The 21,436-nt window shown below is 61.6% G+C and carries 18 protein-coding genes; 7 read left to right on the top strand and 11 right to left on the bottom strand.

The window, feature by feature from the left end; genetic code table 11:
• Nucleotides 1–143: 143 nt before the first annotated feature.
• The 7 genes from VIK36_RS09690 to VIK36_RS09660 all read left to right on the top strand — a co-directional run bounded on the left by VIK36_RS09690 (nucleotide 144) and on the right by VIK36_RS09660 (nucleotide 9,487).
• The gene (locus VIK36_RS09690) at nucleotides 144–1,670 is read left to right on the top strand and encodes an ABC transporter substrate-binding protein (RefSeq protein ID WP_324644981.1); all 1,527 of its coding nucleotides are present in this window, start codon (nucleotides 144–146) and stop codon (nucleotides 1,668–1,670) included.
• A 58-nt stretch (nucleotides 1,671–1,728) separates the two neighbouring features.
• Complete coding sequence (locus VIK36_RS09685) at nucleotides 1,729–2,670, top strand: ABC transporter permease (RefSeq protein WP_324644980.1); 942 nt, start codon at nucleotides 1,729–1,731, stop codon at nucleotides 2,668–2,670.
• Nucleotides 2,667–4,490, top strand: a complete 1,824-nt coding sequence (locus VIK36_RS09680) for a dipeptide/oligopeptide/nickel ABC transporter permease/ATP-binding protein (RefSeq protein ID WP_324644979.1) — start codon at nucleotides 2,667–2,669, stop codon at nucleotides 4,488–4,490. Before VIK36_RS09685 ends, VIK36_RS09680 begins: the two co-directional genes overlap by 4 nt.
• Nucleotides 4,487–5,344, top strand: coding sequence for an ATP-binding cassette domain-containing protein (locus tag VIK36_RS09675; protein WP_324644978.1), 858 nt, complete (start codon nucleotides 4,487–4,489; stop codon nucleotides 5,342–5,344). Before VIK36_RS09680 ends, VIK36_RS09675 begins: the two co-directional genes overlap by 4 nt.
• Complete coding sequence (locus VIK36_RS09670) at nucleotides 5,341–6,834, top strand: carboxylesterase/lipase family protein (protein WP_324644977.1); 1,494 nt, start codon at nucleotides 5,341–5,343, stop codon at nucleotides 6,832–6,834. Before VIK36_RS09675 ends, VIK36_RS09670 begins: the two co-directional genes overlap by 4 nt.
• A 149-nt stretch (nucleotides 6,835–6,983) precedes the next feature.
• Entirely contained in the window at nucleotides 6,984–9,224 is a 2,241-nt protein-coding gene (locus VIK36_RS09665) for a beta-glucosidase family protein (protein WP_324644976.1), read from the top strand.
• Nucleotides 9,225–9,238: 14 nt separating this feature from the next.
• Nucleotides 9,239–9,487: a hypothetical protein gene (locus VIK36_RS09660; RefSeq protein ID WP_324644975.1), complete on the top strand. Its 249-nt coding sequence runs from the start codon at nucleotides 9,239–9,241 to the stop codon at nucleotides 9,485–9,487.
• Between the two features lie 44 nt (nucleotides 9,488–9,531).
• Here the strand turns inward: VIK36_RS09660 and VIK36_RS09655 are convergent, their stop codons facing one another.
• From VIK36_RS09655 to VIK36_RS09605, 11 genes are all read right to left on the bottom strand, one after another.
• The gene (locus VIK36_RS09655; RefSeq protein ID WP_324644974.1) at nucleotides 9,532–10,518 is read right to left on the bottom strand and encodes an Lrp/AsnC family transcriptional regulator; all 987 of its coding nucleotides are present in this window, start codon (nucleotides 10,516–10,518) and stop codon (nucleotides 9,532–9,534) included.
• 96 nt (nucleotides 10,519–10,614) lie between these two features.
• Nucleotides 10,615–11,862 carry an amidohydrolase gene (locus tag VIK36_RS09650; protein ID WP_324644973.1) on the bottom strand — a complete coding sequence of 416 codons (1,248 nt, stop codon included), beginning with the start codon at nucleotides 11,860–11,862 and terminating at the stop codon, nucleotides 10,615–10,617.
• 13 nt (nucleotides 11,863–11,875) lie between these two features.
• A complete protein-coding gene (locus VIK36_RS09645) occupies nucleotides 11,876–12,628 on the bottom strand; it encodes a hypothetical protein (protein ID WP_324644972.1) in 753 nt (250 codons plus the stop codon).
• Nucleotides 12,629–12,653: 25 nt separating this feature from the next.
• Nucleotides 12,654–13,340 carry a DUF5058 family protein gene (locus tag VIK36_RS09640; RefSeq protein ID WP_324645261.1) on the bottom strand — a complete coding sequence of 229 codons (687 nt, stop codon included), beginning with the start codon at nucleotides 13,338–13,340 and terminating at the stop codon, nucleotides 12,654–12,656.
• A gap of 342 nt (nucleotides 13,341–13,682) precedes the next feature.
• A complete protein-coding gene (locus VIK36_RS09635) occupies nucleotides 13,683–14,216 on the bottom strand; it encodes a VOC family protein (protein WP_324644970.1) in 534 nt (177 codons plus the stop codon).
• 11 nt (nucleotides 14,217–14,227) lie between these two features.
• A complete protein-coding gene (locus tag VIK36_RS09630) occupies nucleotides 14,228–16,108 on the bottom strand; it encodes an FAD-dependent oxidoreductase (protein WP_324644968.1) in 1,881 nt (626 codons plus the stop codon).
• Nucleotides 16,109–16,122: 14 nt separating this feature from the next.
• On the bottom strand, nucleotides 16,123–17,139 hold the full coding sequence (locus tag VIK36_RS09625) for a helix-turn-helix domain-containing protein (protein WP_324644967.1): 1,017 nt from the start codon (nucleotides 17,137–17,139) through the stop codon (nucleotides 16,123–16,125).
• A 118-nt stretch (nucleotides 17,140–17,257) separates the two neighbouring features.
• Entirely contained in the window at nucleotides 17,258–18,106 is an 849-nt protein-coding gene (gene catA, locus VIK36_RS09620) for a catechol 1,2-dioxygenase (RefSeq protein WP_324644965.1), read from the bottom strand.
• Between the two features lie 237 nt (nucleotides 18,107–18,343).
• The gene (locus tag VIK36_RS09615) at nucleotides 18,344–19,006 is read right to left on the bottom strand and encodes a family 16 glycoside hydrolase (RefSeq protein WP_255175319.1); all 663 of its coding nucleotides are present in this window, start codon (nucleotides 19,004–19,006) and stop codon (nucleotides 18,344–18,346) included.
• The gene (locus VIK36_RS09610; RefSeq protein WP_324644963.1) at nucleotides 18,999–19,997 is read right to left on the bottom strand and encodes a zinc-binding alcohol dehydrogenase family protein; all 999 of its coding nucleotides are present in this window, start codon (nucleotides 19,995–19,997) and stop codon (nucleotides 18,999–19,001) included. Before VIK36_RS09610 ends, VIK36_RS09615 begins: the two co-directional genes overlap by 8 nt.
• Nucleotides 19,990–21,345: an MFS transporter gene (locus tag VIK36_RS09605; RefSeq protein ID WP_324644962.1), complete on the bottom strand. Its 1,356-nt coding sequence runs from the start codon at nucleotides 21,343–21,345 to the stop codon at nucleotides 19,990–19,992. Before VIK36_RS09605 ends, VIK36_RS09610 begins: the two co-directional genes overlap by 8 nt.
• Nucleotides 21,346–21,436 lie beyond the last annotated feature (91 nt).

Raw genomic sequence — 21,436 nt, 5'->3', positions numbered from 1 at the left:
GCGAGCATCAAGCGTACGACTCCCAAGCAACGAAGCGTTTCCAGAAATCTTACTTGAAAATATATACAGCTGTAAGTTTTCGTGTGTATCATCAATCCACGCGGTGATCCACAGGGGTTTCACCCACTAATGAAGGACCATTGATGTTCCGATGGAAGACCGCCTCGGCGGCCCTGGCCATTGCCGCCCTTGCGCTGACCGGGTGCTCCAGCCCGGGCTCGGAATCAAGCAGCAACTCCGGAGGCACGCTGACACTGGCCAACACGTTGGCCCCTACGACCCTCGACGCCGCGGGCTCGGGTTGGGCCGTCATCTCGCCTTATTACCAGGCGGCTTACGACACCCTCTTGCGCGCTACGACAGACGGCAAAATTGAGCCGTTCCTTGCCGAGAAATGGTCGTACAACGCGGATAATACGGCGCTGACCCTGAACCTGCGGAAAGACGTCACGTTCAGCGACGGAAGCAAGCTGACCTCCGCCGTCGTCAAAACAAACCTTGAACGTTTCCAGAAGGGAACGTCGCCGGACGCCTCCTTCCTCAAGGCCGTCCAGAGCATCGAAACCCCCGATGACTCGACTGCTGTGCTTCACCTGTCGGCACCCGACCCCGCCATGCTGAACTACCTTGCCCGCGACCCGGGCCTCATCGCCAGCGGCGACGCCATTTCAAAGGACCCCAAGAGTCTGGCGACGAACCCCATCGGTTCCGGGCCGTACATCTTGGATACCAAGGAAACAGTCATTGGCACCAGCTACGTCTACACGAAGAATCCGAAGTACTGGAATGCCGCCGTCCAGCACTACGACAAGCTGGTCATCAAGGTGATGGCAGACGCAACAGCTGCCCTTAACGCCATCAAGTCCGGAGAGGTAAATGGCGTTCGCCTCCTCAACAACAACAACCTCGAAGAGGTCAAGGGCGCAGGTTGGACTGTAAACCAGAACGAGATGAATGTGTTCGGCATGCTGCTTCTTGACCGGGCAGGCACTTCGAACAAAGCCCTTGGCGACGTGCGGGTCAGGCAGGCCATCAACTATGCGTTCGACCGCAAGGCACTCCTCAAGGCCCTGCAGTTCGATAATGGGACAGTCACCGAGCAAGTATTCCCGAAGCGCTCCGCAGCCTTCGACGCTGACCTGGACAACCGCTACGCCTTTGACCCTCAGAAGGCGAAGCAGCTACTGGCCGAGGCCGGATACCCGGACGGGTTCACCCTGAACATGCCCACCACAGCCAGCGTCGGCGCAACAACCTGGACTTTGCTTGGCCAGCAGCTCGCAGATGTCGGGATCAAGGTCGCGTTCACCGATGCCGCCAGCAACTTTGTCTCTGACATCCTCGCCCCGAAGTACCCTGCAGCATGGATCGGGCTGGAACAGCAGTCAGACTGGCAGCTGATCCAATTCATGGTCTCCCCCACGGCCGTCTGGAACCCATTCAAATATGCCGACCCCAAGGCGGACGAGTTGATAAAGCAGGTCCAGGTGGGCGACGAAAGTGCCCGGCAAACGGCAGCCAAGGATCTGAACAAGTACATCGTGGAGCAGGCTTGGTTTGCTCCCTGGTACCGCCCAAACAACAGCTTCGCCACGGATTCAGCCACTTCCGTGAAAATGCTGCCGTCCAACGTTTTCCCGGCCATCTACGACTTCGAACCGAAGAAATAGTGGTACTGCGTCCCCCTGCCAGCAGGGGGACGCACTCCTACTCTCAGGAACAAATAACATGCTTGGATTCATTATTCGCCGCGTGATTTCCGGCGTGATTCTGGTTTTTACGATTTCAATTATCGCGTTCACACTGCTGTATCTCGGCGGTGGGGACATTGCCCGACGCATTCTGGGTGAAAACGCACCCGCGGAGACCGTGGCCAGGAAGGTCCAGGAACTCGGCATCGACCGCCCACTGGTTGTCCAGTACTGGGACTGGTTGAGTTCAGCGATCGGAGGCAATCTTGGCCGGTCCTGGTTCAACGGGGAGATGGTTTCGGCAAGCGTCTCCAACCGGTTGTCTGTTACGGTCTCACTCGTCATCGGGGCGATCGTGCTGTCCGCAATCGTCTCCATTCTCCTGGGAGTTCTGGCCGCACGGCGCGGTGGCTGGATCGACGGCCTCGTGCAGTTGGTTTCAGTCATTGGATTTGCCATTCCCAACTTCCTCATTGCGCTCTTCCTGGTCGTGGTATTCGCCATTAATCTGCACTGGTTCAAAGCGACCGGATTTGTTCCCTTGACCAAGTCGGCCAACGGCTGGCTCGCCTCGGTGACTCTGCCGATAGTCGCGCTCTCATTGGCGGCAATTGCCAGCGTGTCCCAGCAGATCCGAAGCGCAGTGGTCGACACAATGTCCCGGGATTACGTCCGGACCCTGCGCGCCCGGGGCATCGGTATCAACCGGGTCATCTACCAGCATGTCCTCCGCAACGCAGGCGGCCCCGCGCTCGCCGTCCTCGCACTGCAGTTTGTTGGGCTTCTTGGTGGGTCCGTTGTTATTGAGCAGGTATTCGCTCTGCCGGGCATCGGCCAACTGACAGTTCAGGCAACGACTCTCGGCGACATTCCCGTAGTCATGGGAGTGGTCATCACAGCGGCCATCATCGTCGTCATCGTCAACCTTGTTATCGATCTGGCCCAGGCCGCACTCAACCCGAAGGTCCGTTTGTCATGACCATCATCAACCTCCCCCAGGCACTACCGACACCGCAGATCCGCGCTTCGTTGCTGCGGAGGCTGCGGCGCCGTCCCGTCGGACTTGCAGCCCTTATCTTCTTGGCCTTTGTGGGGCTCATCGCCGTGATCGGGCCATGGGTTGCTCCACAAGACCCAAACAGGGCAGCACTTGACCTGGTACTGTCTCCTGCCAGCCCAGCCCACCTGCTTGGCGCGGACAGCGCCGGGCGCGATGTTCTGTCCCGGCTGCTGGCCGCAACCCAGGTAAGCATTGCATCAGCCCTCGTCGCCCTGGTTACTGCACTGCTGGTTGGGGTCATCGCCGGGCTTTTGGCAGGCTATTACAGCGGATGGTTCGACGCCGTCTCATCGTGGCTCACCTCGCTCGTCATGGCGTTGCCCGCCATGGTGGTTCTGCTGGCTGCCAGGGCAGTGCTGGGGCCCTCGGTTTGGCTGGCGATGGTCGTCTTCGGCATCCTGCTGTCACCTGCCTACTTCCGCCTCGTCTATGCAGCTGTCACAGCTATCCGGCACGAGCTCTACATCGATGCTGCCCGGGTGTCCGGGCTCAGCGACTTCCGCATTATCAGCCGGCATATTCCGTCTGTCATCCGGGCCCCCATCATCATCCAGTCCGCCATCATCGCAGGCATAGCTATCGCGATTCAGTCCGGTCTAGAATTCCTCGGGCTGGGTGACGCCTCAGTGCCGACGTGGGGCCAGATGCTCAATGATGCATTTACCAACATCTACAAAGCCCCCACGCTCATGCTTTGGCCGTCGCTCGCAATTTCCCTTACCTGTATCGCCCTGACTCTGTTGGCCAACGCCATGCGGGATGAACTGGAACGGACCGTCATTACCCGGCGCCGCTCAAGCAAATCCTCAGCGCGACGTTCCAGGACTGCAGCACCGGAACCATCCGACTCAGACCACGAGACGATCGTCCATCCCGACGATCCGTTCACCGAAACGAAGCCCTATTCTCCCCTGCTGACCGTCCAGAACCTGCGCGTTGGCTACGACCAGCCGGACGGCTCGACTCTCGAAGTAGTTCGCGGCGTCAGCCTTGAAGTGCGCAAGGGCGAAATCCACGGCCTCATCGGCGAATCGGGATCAGGCAAGACGCAGACAGCCTTTTCCGTCCTGGGCCTGCTTCCCGCCGGCGGCCGCGTTACAGGCGGCACCATCGACCATCTGGGTACTTCCCTCCAGGGCGCATCGGAGCGGGTCTACAAGGACATTCGCGGACGCCGGATCGGCTATATCCCGCAGGAACCGATGTCAAACCTCGACCCATCCTTCAAGATCGGTTTTCAGCTGGTCCAACCCCTCCGGCTCAACCTGGGGCTGAGCAAGAAGGAAGCCACAGAGAGGGCGCTGGAACTCCTGGAACGGGTGGGCATTCCGAACCCCAAGCGCACCTTTGACGCGTACCCCTTTGAAGTATCTGGCGGAATGGCCCAGCGGGTACTCATTGCAGGAGCCGTATCTACTGACCCCGACCTCATCATTGCGGACGAGCCGACCACCGCCTTGGACGTCACCGTGCAGGCCGAGGTTCTGGACCTCTTGCGCGACCTCCAGCAAGAGCGCGGCATGGCCATGCTTCTTGTAACGCACAACTTCGGAGTCGTGGCGGATCTCTGCGATCGCGTCACGGTTATGCAAAACGGGGTCTTCGTCGAACAGGGACCGGTGCGTACCATCCTCAACCATCCCAGCCATCCGTACACCCAGTCGCTGCTCAGTGCCATCCTGGATGAAGGTCCGGCACGGCCGTCCCTGGGGGCCTCTCCCATCGGAGGACGATCATGAACAATACGCTCCTTGAGGTTGAAGACCTCGTCGTCGCCTACCCGACCAAACGACTGAGGGCGGCGCCCTTCCGCGCCCTCAACGGCGTCTCGATCGACATCAAGCCAGGCGAGACGGTAGGCCTGGTTGGAGAATCTGGATCCGGAAAGACCACCCTCGGCCGGGCCGTACTCGGCTTGGCCCCCGTCACGGAAGGTTCCATACGTTACAGCGGCCGCGATATCAGCAACCTGCATAAACGGGACCGGCGCAAGCTGAGCAGCGAAATACAAGTCGTCTTCCAGGACCCCTACTCCTCGCTCAACCCCTCTTTGACGATCGAGCAGATTCTGGCCGAGCCTTTAACGGCGGCCGGGGTCCAGGCCGCTGCCGCAAAAGGCCGGGTCCGGGAACTGCTGGGCAGAGTTGGGCTACCTGCCGATGCGCAGTCAAGACTGCCGCGCGAGTTCTCCGGCGGCCAGCGCCAGCGGATAGCCATTGCACGCGCTCTGGCTTTGGATCCCAAACTGATTGTTTGCGACGAACCGGTATCAGCGCTTGACCTCTCCACCCAGGCCCGTGTGCTGGACCTGTTCATCGAGATCCAGGAGCTCACCGGCGTTGCCTACCTCTTTATTTCCCACGACCTCGCGGTAGTCAGGCACATCAGTCACCGCGTGGCTGTCATGTACCGGGGCGAAATAGTTGAGACCGGTGAGGGAGACCAAGTCACCGCCCGGCCCAAGCACCCCTATACGCAGCGCCTGTTCCTTGCGGCGCCCGTTCCCGACCCGGACAAACAGGCGGAACGGCGCACAGCACGCAGGAAACTGCTCGCCGAGCAGGCGGACCTGGTCGAGGGAAAGACGGCATGATCGTCACTACAACCGCTGGCCTGGTGCGCGGAACACCGCGGCAGGACGGCACCATCGCGTTCCTGGGGATCCCTTATGCAGAGCCCCCGTATGGAAAGAACCGCTTTCGGGCTCCTGTCCCCAAAGCCCCATGGAAAGGCATACTGGATGCGACGCGCTTCGGCGCAACGCCCCAGCGCAAGGCTCTGGCGGAGGTTACGACCATTCCGGAACCGTCCATTCCTGGAAATTCAACCCTCAACGTCAACGTGTTCAAGCCTGCCCGTGATCTTGGGGAGGGCCCGTACCCGGTGTTGGTCTGGATCCACGGCGGCGGCTACGTCGCGGGATCGCCGGCAAGCCCTTGGTACGACGGCGCAGCTTTCGCCCGTGACGGGGTCGTATCAGTCACGATTTCCTACCGTCTGGGCTTCGATGGCTTCGGCTGGCTTCCCGACGCCCCGAATAACCGCGGAGTACTGGACTGGATACTGGCCCTTGAATGGGTCCGTGATAATATCGCCGCCTTTGGGGGCGATCCGGGAAACGTCACTCTCTGCGGTCAATCAGCCGGGGGTGGCGCTGTAATGACGCTGCTGACCGTCCCGCGCGCTCAAGGCCTCTTTCACAAAGCGGCGTCCTTATCGGGCGCTCCGGTCGACATTTCACTTAACGGCGCCAAAGATTACACGTTCGGTGTCGCGGAACGGCTGGGGCTTGAGGCCGAAAGCCGGGCCTTCGCTTCCGTGCCCGAAGAGGAATTGATCCAAGCGCAAAACTGGTCGCGGGCACCAGTACCCACGCAGGATGCCGTGGCCTGGCTGCGGCAACTCGGGGAAGTCGAAGGGATGCTTCGCCTCGGGCCCGTGATCGATGCTCAGTTGGTGCAGGGGACGGTAGCGGAAGGCCTGGCCGCCGGCCGGGGGAAAGATGTTCCCCTTCTGGTCGGCGCCACCCAAGAGGAATTCAGTCGTCTGCTTGCCGCACATTCGGATACATTCGGCGCAATGTCTGCCCGGGAAGCCTTGAGAATTTTGGGTGCGGACGACGCCGTCGCCAGCGCCTACTCCGCTTGCGCTGCCGGGAACACTACGGCGGCTGTCGTGGGCAGATACGTCAGCGACATGATGTTCCGTCGCCACATCCCCCGGTGGATCTCCCTTCGGGGCGGCTCCCTTACGTGGGCTTACGACTTTACCTGGAAGTCTGCGGTGAGCGGCGTATCGGAACATTGCCTCGATGTGCCCTTTGTTTTTGACGTCCTGAGCGATCCTGATGTCAGCCGGGTGGCTGGCCCCAACCCGCCGCAGGAAATCGCGGATGCCATGCATGGTGCTTTCGTGCGTTTCGCCTGGACGGGCGATCCCGGTTGGGCGAACGCCACCGGTGACGCCGCGCACGTCCATTATTTCGATACCGACCCGGCACGAAGCGACGGATATGCAAGTGCACGGATCGTGAGCGAAGCGCACCGAATCGCTCATAGCAGCGATGTCCCCATTCAAACGTAAGGACGGAATCTGTCGCCAGTTGCACACAACCCTTCCTGGGCGCATCACTGGCGTTTAGCGCCGCCCAGCCGGCTCGCGGCAGCCGGCACGCAATAAACCAATACGGGCCTGCACCGAGCGGGCCTCCCCCAACCTGCCCGGAGATCTCAGTGACCCACACATCAGATACGCCCCCTGCACCCGTCCAGGTCGCAGCCATAACGACCGGAGCCGACTACTGGACGACCAACGGACTGCCCGAAGCCGACCTGCGCCAGCTCCGAATGGCCGATGGGCCGCATGGGCTCCGGGTTCAGGACGACGAAAATCCAGACCATCTCGGAATCGGTCGAAGCGAGAAATCGACGTGCTTCCCGCCCGCAGTGACGCTCGCATCTTCCTGGGATCCTGATCTTGTTGAGTCGGTGGGCGCGGCCCTGGGCCGGGAGGCCCGCTCCAAGGGCGTAGACGTGGTCCTTGGGCCGGGCATGAACATCAAACGAAGCCCGTTGTGCGGGCGAAACTTCGAGTACTTTTCAGAAGACCCGATGTTTACGGGCACTATGGCGGCGGCGATGATCAAGGGCATCCAAAGCCAAGGGGTCGGTGCCTGCGCGAAGCACTTTGCGGTCAACAATCAGGAAACGGACCGTCTGCGGGTGAGCGCGGACGTGACACCGCGCGCACTCAGGGAGATCTACCTGCGTGGTTTCGAGCTGGCACTGCGTGACGCCAACCCCTGGGGTGTCATGGCCTCCTACAACCGCATCAACGGCGTCTTCGCATCAGAGAACTCCTGGTTGCTGACGGATGTCCTAAGGGAAGAATGGCACTACGATGGCGTCGTCGTGTCCGACTGGGGTGCGGTGCACGACCCCGTGGCGGCCCTGACGGCCGGGCTTGATCTCCGCATGCCGGGCAGGCCCGATGACTCCCGCATTGTTGAGGCCGCCAAGTCCGGGAAGATCGATAATGAACTTGACCGGACGCTCACACGGCTGAAACTGCTGGCGGACCGCACACAAAGGACGGCGCAGCGCGAACAGCCGGATCTGGAAGCACATCACCGGCTCACCCGCCGTGCTGCGGCTGAGTCCGCGGTGCTGCTTAAGAATGATCAAGCCGCCTTGCCGCTGGACGCAGCATCGATGGACCGTGTCGTACTCATCGGTGAGCTCGCCCGAACACCCCGCTATCAAGGGGCGGGAAGCTCGGCAGTCAACCCAGTTCGGGTCGTCTCGACGATCGACGCCATGGTGGAACGGTTCGGGCGGGAGCCCTTGTTTTCCGCCGGGTACAGGTTGGACGGTGTCGACGACGACGGTTTGGTCGAGGAGGCTGTGGCCGCCGCGGCAACAGCGGAAACTGTCGTCCTGTTCCTCGGCCTTCCGCCCGCCTTCGAATCCGAGGGCCGGGACCGGGCCGACATCTCGCTGCCCGTAAACCAACTCGCCCTCCTGAACCGTCTTGCCGCGGTCAATGGCCGCATTGTTGTCGTTCTCAGCAACGGTTCAGCGGTAACGACGGCCGCATGGCGGGACAAGACGTCGTCAATCATCGAGTTCTGGCTCACCGGCCAGGCTCATGGTGAAACCGTCGTCGACGTCCTTTTTGGTGATGTCAACCCGTCCGGAAAGCTGGCGGAAACGGTTCCTGTCCGCCTCGAGGATACGCCGGCGTTCCTTGACTTTCCAGGAGAAGAGGGACACGTCTCCTACGGCGAAGGTATCTACGTGGGATACCGGTACTACGACGCCCGCAACATCAGCGTCGACTTTCCTTTTGGGCACGGTCACTCCTACACAACCTTCGAGTACTCCGACCTGCACACGGCCGCTTTCGATGCCGATTCCCCGCTCGCCTGCACTGTTTCACTGACACTGAGAAACACCGGGACGTACCCCGGCGCCGAAGTCGTCCAGGTGTACGTGGGCGATTCCCAAGCAACCCTCTCCACCCCAGTGCGGGAACTCAGGGCCTTCCAAAAGGTAAACCTGCGACCCGGAGAGTCCGTCCACCTAAGCTTCGATCTGACCCGCGAGCAGCTGGGACACTTTAGCACCGAACTGCAGCACTGGGTTTACGACGGCGGTCCCTGCACTGTCGAGATCGGATCATCTTCCCGTGATATCCGTCTTTCTGCCTCATTGGATATCCCGGCCAACCCGGTACCCCGTCCCCTGACTGTCTGGTCCACGTTCGGAGAATGGGACAGCGATACCGACGCCGGCCCGCGCCTTGCCAGGCTCATTGAAGGACGCGGCGGTATCCGTGGGCGAATGGGAGATCTACTCAAGGACGAGACGGGCAGGGCGAGCGTGCTCGCGTTTCCGCTCAGGGCCTTGGTCGAGTTTCCCGGGTTTCCGGTCGATCTCGAGGACATCGAGAAACTTGTCGCGTCGTCGAATTGAAACATCCACAGCGCATGAAGAAATCTGAAGCGGGCCACACCAGCGTCAGCGCTTCGCAGGGACCCCGACCTGCGCCGGGAATGCTCGAAGTCAATGTGGCAACACTTGCAGAGGTCGAACCGACATTGGAGGACGCCATCCAATCCGTCTCGCCTGCGGCGGTCCACTACGGTATGGGCATCCTGATCACCCGGATTGGGGTGGGCCGGTATGTTGTCCGGGCCCATCCTCATGTTCCGGAGGGGTTTGTCCGACGCCAGTGAACGCGGACAAAGGAACGTGGATGGTTTAGTTGGCCGCACTCAGGCTACTGCGACGGCTCCTGAAACATGCCGTCGTAGTAGCGCAGGGTGCTGCGTTTGAACACCTCCGCGTAAACGGATGACCGAGCGGCTGCCACGCCGTCGCGGTTCTGCAGGTCGGCCAGGAGCGGCCCAAGGTCTTCCAGGGCGGTTACGGCTACTTGTGCCACCAGTTGGTCACCGGAGGCGGCGGCCCACCGCGTGACAGGGAGGCCGGCGATGTACTCCCCCATCGTCGTGCTCGATGAGCCTGAACACGTAACGGTGAGCAGGGATTCTACCGGGAAGCCGAAGGCTACGAGGTCCACGACGGCCCTGATGAACACAATTCCGGTACTGGTCATGAAATCCAGGCGCCGGCTGACCGTCGCCTTGGATACAGAGAGTTCAGAAGCCAGTTCGTCCAATGTTGCGCGACCATTACCGTGCAGGAGCATGGCCAGCATCCGGCTGGTCTCGTCAAGCGGCGGCCGGCCGCTCGCCTTGCCGGCGAGGCGGCCATCCTCATCCGAGTGGAGCGCCGCATACTGTTGTTTGGTAAGAACATCCGGCATCCAGCCGGACGGGGTGCGGAAGTAATCGAACAGCGGCATGAGGTTAAAAGACTGGATGCCGTCCACCGCCGCGAGCCGTTGGTAGAGCAGTTCTCCTAATCCATCGGGGGCCAGGAACATGCCCGCCACTGCCTCATTCGCCCCCGATAGGGCGCTAACCCACGAAGACTCGTCCTGGTCGGCGAGCCATGAACATACGTTACGTAGTTCCCTGGGAGTTGCTTGGACGCGGAGCAAGAAGGCTGTGCGGGAACTTACGGCTACAGGGTTAACGAACGCATTGATGCGTACCGCACCGGATTCAAGTAGCTTGTTGCCACGGCGGGCCACGGTCCGTTCCTGTTGACCGAGGACTTCGGCAATCAGCCGCCAAGGGGCGCGGCCGTTGCGCACCAGTGCGGCCATGATCTGCCGATCCAGGCTGTCCAACTGCTCCACGTCCCGTTCCTTCGTTGATTGTTCGGCCCCTCGATGTGGCCCGGGCGCGGCACCTCGGCTGCGAGGCGCCAGGGATTCCTGTCGCCCCGCAGATTTTCAGTCCCGGCCCAGAAAGGCTAACACTCCGGAAAGTGCCGCTCCTGTTCCCACCACGACGGCGGAGCGCGCCTCAGGAGCAAAGAACGGCGAGTGGTTGCCTGCCGGCAAAGCGCCGCCATCGAAGAATTGCGGGTCGAAGGTGCCAAAAGCCCAGTAGACGCCCGGAACGCCGATCGCGTCGCTGAGCAAGCCCGCGTCTTCGGATGCCATGCCGAGCGGGGCGTCGGTCAATGCTTCAGCACCGAAATCCGTCGTGAATCTTTCGATGACGCGGCGGGTGGCCTCAGGATCGTTGTAGCAGCGGGGAAAAGTGTTTATTTCGGTGATCGTGGGCTCGGGGGCAGCCGAGGCGGCCGCCTCGGCTGAAATAATCCGGCGGATTGCTGCCAGCACGGCTGCGCGCGCGTCTTCGTTTGGGGTTCGGACGTTAATCGAAAACTCCGCTGTAGCCGGGATGATGTTTTCCTTGAGCCCAGCGTGGAAAGTCCCCACCGTGATGACAGCCGACGTGGATGGTGCCAGTTCGCGCGAGACGATGGTCTGCAGCCGAAGCACCATGGCTGCGGCGGCAACGATCGGATCTATGGACTTCTCCGGCTGCGAACCGTGTGCCTGTCGGCCTTGGACCGTGACCATCCAGGAATCTGCCAGGGTAGCCATGTGCCCGCTCCGAATGAGGAGCTTGCCTTTGACCGCGGGCAGTACGTGTTGGGCCAGCACCACCTCGGGTTTTGGCGCCCGGTCCCAAAGGCCATCGCTGACCATAGCCCGGGCGCCATAGGCGGTTTCTTCGCCGGGCTGGAAAATCAAAACCAGCGTCCCCCTCCAAAGTTCCCTACGCTCCACCAGGAGGGCGGCAAGCGCGAGCGCTGCAGCAACATGGGTGTCATGCCCGCAGCCGTGCATCAGCGGTACGGTGGTACCGTCTCGTTGCGTACCCGTGGCCACGCTGGAGTAGTCAAGGCCCGTCTCCTCGGCAATAGGGAGGCCGTCCGTGTCGGCCCTGAAGCCGACGACGGGACCGTCGCCATTCTTCAGGACAGCCACCACACCGGTGACCCCGCAGCGAAATGAGTCAATCCCGAGGGCGGACAAGCGGGTTTCGATGTAGGCGGCAGTTTCAAATTCCTGGCCAGAGAGTTCCGGGTGAGCATGCAGGTGCTTGTAGACGTCTACGTACTCGTCCACAAATGATTCGGGTACGTCTATAGCTGCGGTTAGCCGCACGGTCGTGGTGATAGTCATTCAGAGTTCACTTTCAGTGGGTGGGTTCGGAGACGGGAGCGGCGGGGTTGGCCGGTTCCCGGGCGTTATCGCTTCCGGGTGTCGGGTTGTTGGACCGTGCGTACCACGAGACGACGATGGTGATGATGACGGCCAGCGCGGTGGCGTAGAACGTAAGGGCCGGGGCCAAGGGCACCACCACGAAGACCATGACAGCAGCGACCACCACGGCCACGATGGTGGTACGGCGGCTCTTCATGGCAAGCACGCTTTGCAGGACAACGGCGCCGAAGACCGCGGGGAGGATATAGCCACGCGCGGTGGCAATCAGTGGTGCGGGGAGCATGCCGACCAGCCAGGTTCCCAGCACGCCCACAAGGAGAACCAGGGTGGTGATGTGGATAAGGACGGCACCGACAATGGCGCTTCCGGCAATGAGTTCGGCCCGACGTGTGCCCGGTTTCTCGCCCAGGTTGGCCTGTGCCACGATGGCTGCCGGGAGGAGCTTGTTGGCGATGTTTCCGATCAGGAAAGCTTGGTACATCGCCGAGCGGCCCAGTATCGGGAAATAGGAAATGGGTTCAATGATGGCTATGACGCCGAAGGTGGCCAACACGGCGACCACCGCGGTGACCAACTCCATCCCGGTGATGCCCGCGCCAGAGCCGAAAGCTGCATACAGCGCGGCTCCCAGCGAAATGAGCAGACCCAGGCCGAGTGTGACCGGTCCCCAGATGGAGGTGGTGCGGTCAAAAGCTGCAAGTTCAGCGGAAGTTGTCTTTGACATCGGAGTGGCTCCTTTCGTGTAGTTCTCAGGCTGCTGTCATGAAGTAGGCGACCGCCAGCGCTGAGAGTATGGCGAGGCCCAGACCCCACTCGCGCAGCCAAGGGCGGTGCAGCTTATGGGCCAGCAGCAGACATGCCCCCATCGAAGCCGCCGACACGATCATGGTGACCAGATGCGTTGGAGACTTGACCACTTCGGTGAAGGCCAGCGTGAAGAAGGCGCCAAGGAGCGCCGCAGTCGGCACCACAGCCATGACTGCCGGATTCACCTTGCGAAGCTTCGCGTCGCCCTTGCTCAAAATCGGAGTGAGAATCAGGGCCGAAAGCATCCAAGCGAGGCCACCGATGGTCATGGCGGCGAAGGCCAGGGCAAAGATCTTCTGGGTATAGGTGGGGCCGCCCAACTGCGCCCCCTGAGTGCCGGCGGAAATGCCTGCGGCGGCGACGTCGAACGCCGCCGAACCAACCAGGCCGATTCGGGCGAGCACTGCGGGTGTCCCGAAAAGCGGGAGAAGCGAAACAGCAATCAGCGCGACGGCAAGCGAAGGCCCGATCGCGGCCACAGCACCGGAACGGACAGAGCTGCCGACTTGGGCAGGCGTAAGCCCGACGGCCGGTGCCGCCTTCCGGATGGCCCGGAAATAGATGACTGATTGAAGGATGATGACGACAAAGACCCCTGCTGCCGCAGTCCAAAGGGCTGGATGGTACATGAGGGGGGTGATGTCTGTGGAACGTGGATCGATAGCTGCAACAGGCACGGTATCTCCCTTGCGAGGTGAGTGGGGAATCCCTTGGATGTGTCCAAAGATTAACTAAATACTGGATACGGCGTCGCTATTTCTCATTTGTACCGCACTCAATGACCACAAGTACATAATTTCTTTGTTTCTTACGTATGTCCGTGGTGACGCATGGGCGTAAATTCCGGTGCCGCGGCCGCGTCCGAACCTCAGGACCGGTGGACATGCCCTTCACATGGCACAAACGGCCGAGCCAGTAGGCTCGGCCGTTCGCGTGTTGCAGAAGCTCTTCAGGACTTATCGGACGGAAAGTTACTCCTGGTGCTTGCTGTCGGCATTTTTGGCCGGGCGCCACCTGCGAAGCGGGGTGCGCGACTCGTAGGCCTGCGGAGAGGGATAGGTCACGAGTTCGACCGTGCTCCCCCACGGGGTGCGGGCGTAGAGGTACCGATTGCCCTCCCCTGCGTCACCCCCGGGAAGATCGCCGGGCGCGCTGAGCAGTTGCCCACCGGCCTTTTCCAACCGCGTCGAAGCCTCCTCGATGTCGTCCACGTAGACGCAGAAGTGCTGAAGTCCGTAGTCGCTTGGCACCACGGGCTCCCGCTGGGCAGCGCCGGAGTACGTGAACAACTCCAGGTTCGGTCCGTCTCCGAGGCGAAGCATGCGGATGGCCTCGATCCTCGCCCCTTGCGGGATGCCCAGACCAGCCTCGACAGCTGGCCCCGCCAACGGTTCGTCGAGCATGTCGGAGATCTTTTCGGCTCCGAATGCGTCCACGAAGAAGTCCGTGGCCTGTTCGAGGTCAGGCACTGTGATGCCGATGTGTTCAATTGCGCGGATGACCATTGGTACTCCTCCTAAACCTCGGCTGCGGCCCAGAAACCGGACTGGGTTGCCTCGTACATTCGGCCGCCCCTGAAGCGTGTGCCGATGGTGCGTATGCGTTCGCCGTCGACTGCCGCTGCCAGGAAATCGTTAGGTGTACGGCCCTGAGCCCACACCACTGTCCCTCCCGCAGGGGCCGGCTGGTCCGAAAGAATGTTGACGTTCCGCGAAGCGAGCAGTCCCCTCAGGTGATTGCGCTGCATGTCATTCGTGTCGAGCCCAACGTCCTCGCTGGGAGAGCTGAGCGTAACCTTGCGTCCCTGCTCGGACAGCCACAGGGCCGCGAACATCGCTGTTTCAGTGTTTCCGTGCACGGTTACCTCCTTCGCCTCCGGCGCACTCCGGCCTGCCAGCATTTGCACGGCATCGATTGCCCCCTGGGGCGCACCGGCACTCTCGGTGCCGGTAGCGAGAAAGACTGTGTCGTACCCGCCCATTTCCGCTTCCGTGACCTCGGTTCCGAGCCGCACGTCGACCCCCGTGCGCTCCAGCTCGGCGCGGTAGAACTCAACAAACGTCGTGATCTCCTTGTTCAGGACCTCAGCTGCGGCCCAGGCCCGCAACTGACCGCCGATCTCCTTCTCGCGTTCCACCAGCGTTACTTCATGGCCACGGTCCGCGGCCAGAATGGCTGCCTCGCATCCGGCCGGGCCAGCGCCGACGATCAGGACCCGCTTGGCGGGAACTGCCAGCCGACGGGCTTCGGCTGCCCGCTTCTCCTGGGAGAGCGCCGGGTTGATAACACACTGCGTGTGCTGGCCATTGAACATCCAGCGCGAGATGCACTCGTTAACCGCCAGGCAGCGACGGATGTTGGACGTTGCCCCACGCCGGGTCTTCTCAACGATCGTGGGATCGGCCAGGCCTGCCCGTCCCATGGCGACGAAGTCCAGTTCACCGGCAGCGACGTCGTCGTTGAGTTCATCCAGCAACCAGACAAGACGCCCGACGCCGATGACCGGCACGGAGACCCGCTTCTTCACCTCTTTGGCGTAGTGCAGGAGGTTGCCCGGCGGGACCATGGGCAGGAGGACGTCCGCCGTGTCGTAGTTGCCGGCCGACACGTCCAAAGCGTCTACATACTTTTCAAGCATTTGGCAGAACGCCAGGCCGTCATCCAAAGAGAGCCCGCCCTCGTAGGGCTCCTCGACACTGAGCCGGTACATCACCGGAAAGTCTGGACCGACCTGTTCGCGGACTGCCCGCACCACTTCAAGGGCAAACCGGGCGCGGTTTTCCAGCGGGCCTCCGTACCCGTCCGTGCGTTTGTTGGTCTTGGGCGACAAGAACTGCCCCAGCAGATATCCATGGGCGCCGTGGAGTTCCACTGCGTCGAAGCCAACTTCCTTGGCGCGGCGGGCGCCTTGGGCGTACATGTTGATCAGGCCGGGAATTTCTTCGAGCTCGATGGCGCGCGGCGCCGTTCCAAAGGCGCTGGTGATGCCGGCGGTCGGCGCAATCGGGGGCACATTGCCTTCGGTATTGCCCTGTGAGTTCTGCCGGCCCGTGTGGTGCAACTGGACCGCAATTTTCGCGCCCTCATTGTGTACTGCCTCCACCAGATCGGCCAGGCCCGACCGGTAACGGTCATGGTCAATCCGGATCGGGTGCCCGACTGTACGGCCAACCTGCCAGTCGACAGAGGTGTTCTCGGTGATGAGCAGGCCTGCTCCACCGCGGGCCCGTTGCCGGAAATACTCAATGAGGCGGGGGCCTGCATACCCGTCGACCTCGGCATACTGCGTGAATATGGGTGACTGGACGAAGCGGTTTTTTAGGGACATCGATCCGATTCGTCCGGGCTGGAATAGTGCGGCGTGTTTCACGGCACGGTCGCTAAGGGTACTGGTCAATTGGGACTCCTTCGTCACCGGGAGGCATTTCCTCGCCTCCACAAGTATCGAAAACTCAAGGAAGCAAAACCTGCCGCCGTGTGCACAGAAGTGTTCCGGAGATGCACAAAGTAATTCAGATCACATTGAGCGGTGAGCGTTCCGTGCCTCGCGGGGGAAACCCCGTACGCGGCGCGGAAGGCGCGGCTAAACGACGACGGGTTGTCGAAACCGCACCGGTGCGCCACCTCGGTGACCGAGACAGGGGCGGGCGACAGCAGGAGTTGGTACGCCGCTTCCCGGCGGCGGCGCATCAAGAATTCCCGGCAGGTTTCCCCTGTGCCCTCGAACAGTGCGTGCAGGTAGCGGATGGACACGGCATTTCCCTGGGCAATGCCGTCTACGGTGAGGCTGGAGTCGCCCAGCCGGGACTCGACAAAGGCTTTAATCTCCATGAGGCGGATGGCCTTCGTGTCGAGGACGATGTTCGAAGATGCGCCAATGGCGGAAGCCAAAAGATCGACGGCAATCCGTCCCGCCATCGCCGCTGAATCCGCGTCCAGATCCACCGCTCTTGTCGACGTGTGCAACCAATCAAACAACAGACGAAGGCTGGGCGTACTGTTCAAGGGGCGCCCGACAAGCGTTTCAAGGCGCGGCAACGCCTCCAGGCAGAGTTGCCGGGGCATGAAGAGCGTTGTCTTTAGGAGAGGTCCTTCGCTGAAGCACTCTCCAGGCAATACTCCGTCCCACATGACCGCACTGCCTGACCCCACAACCGCCTGCCTGCCCCCTTGCGAAAACACTTCCCGGCCACGCCTCACCAGTAGGACGGCTGCGTAATCCCCGTCAGTATGGCTGATTTCCCGCTGGCCGCGCCGCCCTGTCATGCCGCCGAGCCGGCAGTCCACAGCCCACAGTCCACCAAATTCTGCCGCCCGGTGTTTCAATGTCGCGTCCCGAACCACATCCAATTGCCACGGCAAATGGCTCGTTGAGAATTCATCAACCATGTCGTTGCTGACTACAGGCATCGTTGTCACGGACATCATGCGGTCACTCCGTCTCCCTGCATCGGAGCAACCGCAGCAAAGTCGCCGGGTGGCAATGATCCCACCTCCCGACGACTGATGCCTGCGGAGGCCCCACCTTCTGACACTTAGAGTTGCGTCAGTTCTCCGGATCGAGGACGAAGTCGTAGGTGACTTCCCGTCCGTTGCCGTCCGTGCGGTCGGTCGGCGCGAGGATCAGTTCCGGCTTGACGGCTGAAGCGATGTCGTCTGCGACGTGCTCATCGCCTTGGAAGTACAACTGGGTGGTGATGAGTTGGTGACCAGGAGCCGAGACCTTCAGGTGCAGGTGGGCCGGACGCCAGGCGTGCCAGCCCGCAGCGGAAATGAGGGCACCGCAGGCGCCGTCCGTTGGAATCTGGTACGGGGCCGGCTGAATGGTGTTGATCTGGAATTTGCCGTCGGCGTCGGCAATGACGGACCCGCGAAGGTTCCATTCAGGCAGGCCCGGCGCGAACTGGGAGTAGAACCCGAGGTCATCGGCGTGCCACAGCTCAATCAACGCGCCGGCCAGGGGCTGCCCGGCAACGCTCGTGACCTGGCCTTGGAACAGCAACGGCGTGCCCGGTTCGTCATCCCGCATGGGCAGCGTGGCTGGTGAGTTTTGAACGGGTGCGTTCGGGATGTAGTAGGGGCCTTCGATGGTTCCTTTGGAGCCGTGCCGGTTGGCGTTGGCAACTTCTTCGACCGAGTGTTCCACCCAGACGTCGAGAAAGAGGGGCCATTCGCCGTCCTCACCGACCTGGATCAGCCAGGCTTTGAGGGCGTTGTACTCGTCATAACTGACTTTTTCCTCAATCACGGTTTCGTTGATTGCTTTGATGATCCTGCCGGCGAGAGCGCTCACGCGCTCCTTGCTGGTTGCTGCAGCGGCGTGCTTGTTTTCCCTGAAGCGGGCAGTTGCTCCTGCGCCTGAGGCGGCGGCGGTTGCCTGGGTTTCCGTGGTCACAGTGACTCCTTTGTCGTGGACATCTGGTCAAGGATTTCCGCGTTGCCCTTCCGGGCAGCTACGGGTGGTTGGCATCACACAGTGTGCGCTTCATTCAAGGCTAGGCCTCCTATTTGGCGAACTGAAATACCTTTTCCAGCACGATTGAAAGGTCCTGCATATCAGTTTCCTTCAGGTCAACACGGCATCCCTTGCAGCGCGCCGATCGGATCCCGGCCCCAGGATGCGTCCCGAATCTCAGCCGCGCGTGATGCTCAGGTTGGAAAAGAACGCCTCAGTTCCGATGTCAACCCACAAGCCAACCATGCCGGGAAACGGCACGCCCTTGGATTCGGACACAGTCAGGACCTCTCCACCATTAATAATGACGCGTAGCCGCCGGCCAAGCACTTCGATGATCATATGGATCCACTCGTCCGGGCCGATGTCGGCCCGGGCCTCGAAGCGGCCGTCGGGATATTCAACGCGAAGACGTTCAAAGTCCCACTCGGGATAGGCGAAATACTGCAGCCCCCGATTCACCCGCGGCCCTGGTGGATTGAGTTTCACCCCGTTGAGCGGCCGAACATAAACAGACTCAAAGCGGTCAGTGTCTTCGGAAATTCGGTAGGCAATGCCAGCGAATGCACGCGCGTAGTCCGGCGCGTCCGCAGTCAGGCGGCTCAGTATGTCAACCTCGATGACGCCGTTCTGGAACTCAACGGGAAGTAGGACAAAGGTGGGCTGGTCGATGTAATCGACTCCTGGAACCCCAGCTGCGGCCTCGCCGGTCAAAGCCACCCTAAGGGCCTTCCGGCCAGCAACTTCGCTGGGCTGTGCCGTGACGGATCTCAAGGACGCACCAACCGGCAGTTCGTTCAACCGCAGGAGAACTCTCCCCGCAGTGTTAAGGTCAGGCATCAATGCTTCCTTCCACAGTTACCACGAGCTTCCCGGAAATGGATCCGTCCTCCATGTCCTGGTGGGCCTGGACAATCTCGTCGAACGGGTACACTTTGCCGATCGGGACGCTCACCCGCCCAGCTTCAACAGCGTCGACGAATTCCTGCAGAACAGGCGCTGGAAGGTCACTCGCCCCGCCGGAGTAGGCAGTCAGCCGGACACCGTTGGGAATAAAGTCGATCGGATAGAAGTCCTTGACGGTCCACTCGTCGGAGAGCATTCCGGTGAAGCAGACCGTCCCATGGACAGCCGTGGCCCGCAGTGTGTCTTGAAGTGTCGGCGTGCCGACCAGCTCCACTGCGCCGCCGACCCCCTCCGGGAAAATTCCGCGTACCTGTTCGGCAATGGAACCGGAATCAATCACCACATGATCCACGCCAGCGTCCAGGAGTGCCTGCCTTTTGGCTGGATTCCTGGTGGTGGAGACCACCGTGATGCCCTGGCGTTTTGCGAGGACAGCCAGGGCCATCCCAATGGATGAAGTGCCGCCCCGGATCAACAGGGTGCTGCCAGGCGCGGCGTTTACTCCGATTGTCAGGGAGCCGTTTGCGGTTTGCAGCATTTCCGGCACGGCACCCAAAGTAGACCAAGCGAGGCTGCTTCTAAACGGGACCACGCTGGAGGCCGGCACGCTCACGTACTCGGCATAGCCGCCGTCGAAAGTTCTGCCCATGCCGCCCATCAGCGCGGCGACCTGAGTGCCTTCGGCCACCTCACCGCCCGGAGCCTCTACTACAACACCGGTTGCTTCAATCCCGGGGATGCGCGGGAAGGATCCGAATGAGCCCAGTCCCCTGCGGAAATGAAGCTCCGAGCGGTTAAGGCCAAAAGCGTGGACTTTGATCAGCACCCAACCAGGCCTGGCAACAGGCCGGGGCACTACCCGGATCTTGAGAGCTTCGGGCGCTCCCGGGCCGTCAAGGACGATTGCGTGCATGTGCTCAGGCATGGTTGTGTGCTCCCTTTGATTCGGTTTGCAGGTCACCCAGCTCAGGTGAACTGTCCGCCGCCGAAATGTCGGAATGCCCTCCCGCGGTTTCAGGCCCGCGGCGAATTGCGGGTATCGCGGCAACGCCGACGGCTGCAATCAGTACTCCGGGTACCAGTGGCCACGCGGTGGTTTCAGTCAGCGACTGAACCACATAGGGCGCGATGCCGCCGAATATGGTGGTGGCAATCGTCCCGCCGATTGCCAGCGCGGTGAGGCGGCCCCTGACGACAAACTGCTCCGGAATTGCTGATGCGCCCACTGCGCTCAGGCTGCCGGCCAGGCACGAAAGAACCACGACGGCGGCAATGGCCAAGGGTGCGGTGGAGTAACCGGCGGCAGCGAACATGGGAACGGGCAGAAGAACGGCCGCCACCGCCAGGACGAGCAGGGTCCGGCGACGCCCGTATCGGTCGGACAACCAGCCGGCGGCCGGCGAGGCAACAACCACGACGGCGGCGGAAAGCGTTGCCAGGGCAAGCGCGGAAGATTCGGCCCAGCCCTGAACGGAAACCAGGTATGTGGGCAGGTAGACAATGCCTACGTAGTACGTTGCGGAAACAAGCCCGGAGATGACGAATGTGCGGATAATGGCCCGCCATTGCCGCCCCACAACCAGTGGAATCGATTCCCGGGTTTCCTCTGCGCGGCTCTGCGCAAAGAGCGGGGTTTCGTGGAGGCCGGTGCGCAGCAAGAGGATCAAGGCAGCGAGTAGACCGCCGACAATGAATGGTATTCGCCAACCCCACGCATCCATCTGTGCCGCAGGAAGGGCAGCGATGGTGGCCGCTGCGACACCGGCAGCGAGCAGCGCTCCGATTTCGCTCGCCGCGGCGGCCAGTGAGGTGACGAGCCCACGCTTTCCCGGGCTGCTGCTTTCCAGGAGATAGGTCATGACGCCCGTGTATTCACCACCCACCGAAAATGACATCAGGCATCTCAGTGCGAGAAGCCAGGCCGCGGCGGATTCACCAATCTGCGCGTAGGTCGGCAGGACAGCACTGCCCAGTGTGGCCAGCAGCATCAACGCCATGGATGCCAGCAGAACGGGCCGGCGGCCCCAACGGTCCCCCACGTATCCAAAGACGAGGCCGCCTATCGGCCGGAGGAGGTAGGAAACGGCAAACGTTGCAAGTGTCATAAGGACCCCCGTGGGGCTGTCACCGAAGAACACCCGTGAAAGGACGGCGCTGAGGTAAAGGAACAACGTGAAGTCGTACCATTCCACCACGGTGGAGACAACGGCGATAGCGAGCCGGCCCCGGGGAACGGTGGCTTGAGCCGCAAGGGGCATGGGCGAAGACAGCATGGGAGGATCCTTCGACGGCGAAAACGGAGCGATACCTCTAAACGAGGTATGCATTAGGGAACGTTACCTCGTTTCGATGTATTCCCATCCG

This window comes from Pseudarthrobacter sp. LT1 (assembly GCF_035621795.1).
Classification (GTDB): Bacteria; Actinomycetota; Actinomycetes; order Actinomycetales; family Micrococcaceae; genus Arthrobacter.
This window is presented reverse-complemented; position numbering and strand designations above follow the sequence as displayed.

What these genes read in the sequence shown, in the direction of transcription:
- VIK36_RS09690 (WP_324644981.1), top strand. Translation starts at nt 144, where the DNA reads ATGTTCCGATGGAAGACCGCCTCGGCGGCCCTGGCCATTGCCGCCCTT.
- VIK36_RS09685 (WP_324644980.1), top strand. Translation starts at nt 1,729, where the DNA reads ATGCTTGGATTCATTATTCGCCGCGTGATTTCCGGCGTGATTCTGGTT.
- VIK36_RS09680 (WP_324644979.1), top strand. Translation starts at nt 2,667, where the DNA reads ATGACCATCATCAACCTCCCCCAGGCACTACCGACACCGCAGATCCGC.
- VIK36_RS09675 (WP_324644978.1), top strand. Translation starts at nt 4,487, where the DNA reads ATGAACAATACGCTCCTTGAGGTTGAAGACCTCGTCGTCGCCTACCCG.
- VIK36_RS09670 (WP_324644977.1), top strand. Translation starts at nt 5,341, where the DNA reads ATGATCGTCACTACAACCGCTGGCCTGGTGCGCGGAACACCGCGGCAG.
- VIK36_RS09660 (WP_324644975.1), top strand. Translation starts at nt 9,239, where the DNA reads ATGAAGAAATCTGAAGCGGGCCACACCAGCGTCAGCGCTTCGCAGGGA.
- VIK36_RS09650 (WP_324644973.1), bottom strand. Translation starts at nt 11,862, where the DNA reads ATGACTATCACCACGACCGTGCGGCTAACCGCAGCTATAGACGTACCC.
- VIK36_RS09645 (WP_324644972.1), bottom strand. Translation starts at nt 12,628, where the DNA reads ATGTCAAAGACAACTTCCGCTGAACTTGCAGCTTTTGACCGCACCACC.
- VIK36_RS09640 (WP_324645261.1), bottom strand. Translation starts at nt 13,340, where the DNA reads ATGTACCATCCAGCCCTTTGGACTGCGGCAGCAGGGGTCTTTGTCGTC.
- VIK36_RS09635 (WP_324644970.1), bottom strand. Translation starts at nt 14,216, where the DNA reads ATGGTCATCCGCGCAATTGAACACATCGGCATCACAGTGCCTGACCTC.
- VIK36_RS09625 (WP_324644967.1), bottom strand. Translation starts at nt 17,139, where the DNA reads ATGATGTCCGTGACAACGATGCCTGTAGTCAGCAACGACATGGTTGAT.
- VIK36_RS09615 (WP_255175319.1), bottom strand. Translation starts at nt 19,006, where the DNA reads ATGCCTGACCTTAACACTGCGGGGAGAGTTCTCCTGCGGTTGAACGAA.
- VIK36_RS09610 (WP_324644963.1), bottom strand. Translation starts at nt 19,997, where the DNA reads ATGCCTGAGCACATGCACGCAATCGTCCTTGACGGCCCGGGAGCGCCC.
- VIK36_RS09605 (WP_324644962.1), bottom strand. Translation starts at nt 21,345, where the DNA reads ATGCTGTCTTCGCCCATGCCCCTTGCGGCTCAAGCCACCGTTCCCCGG.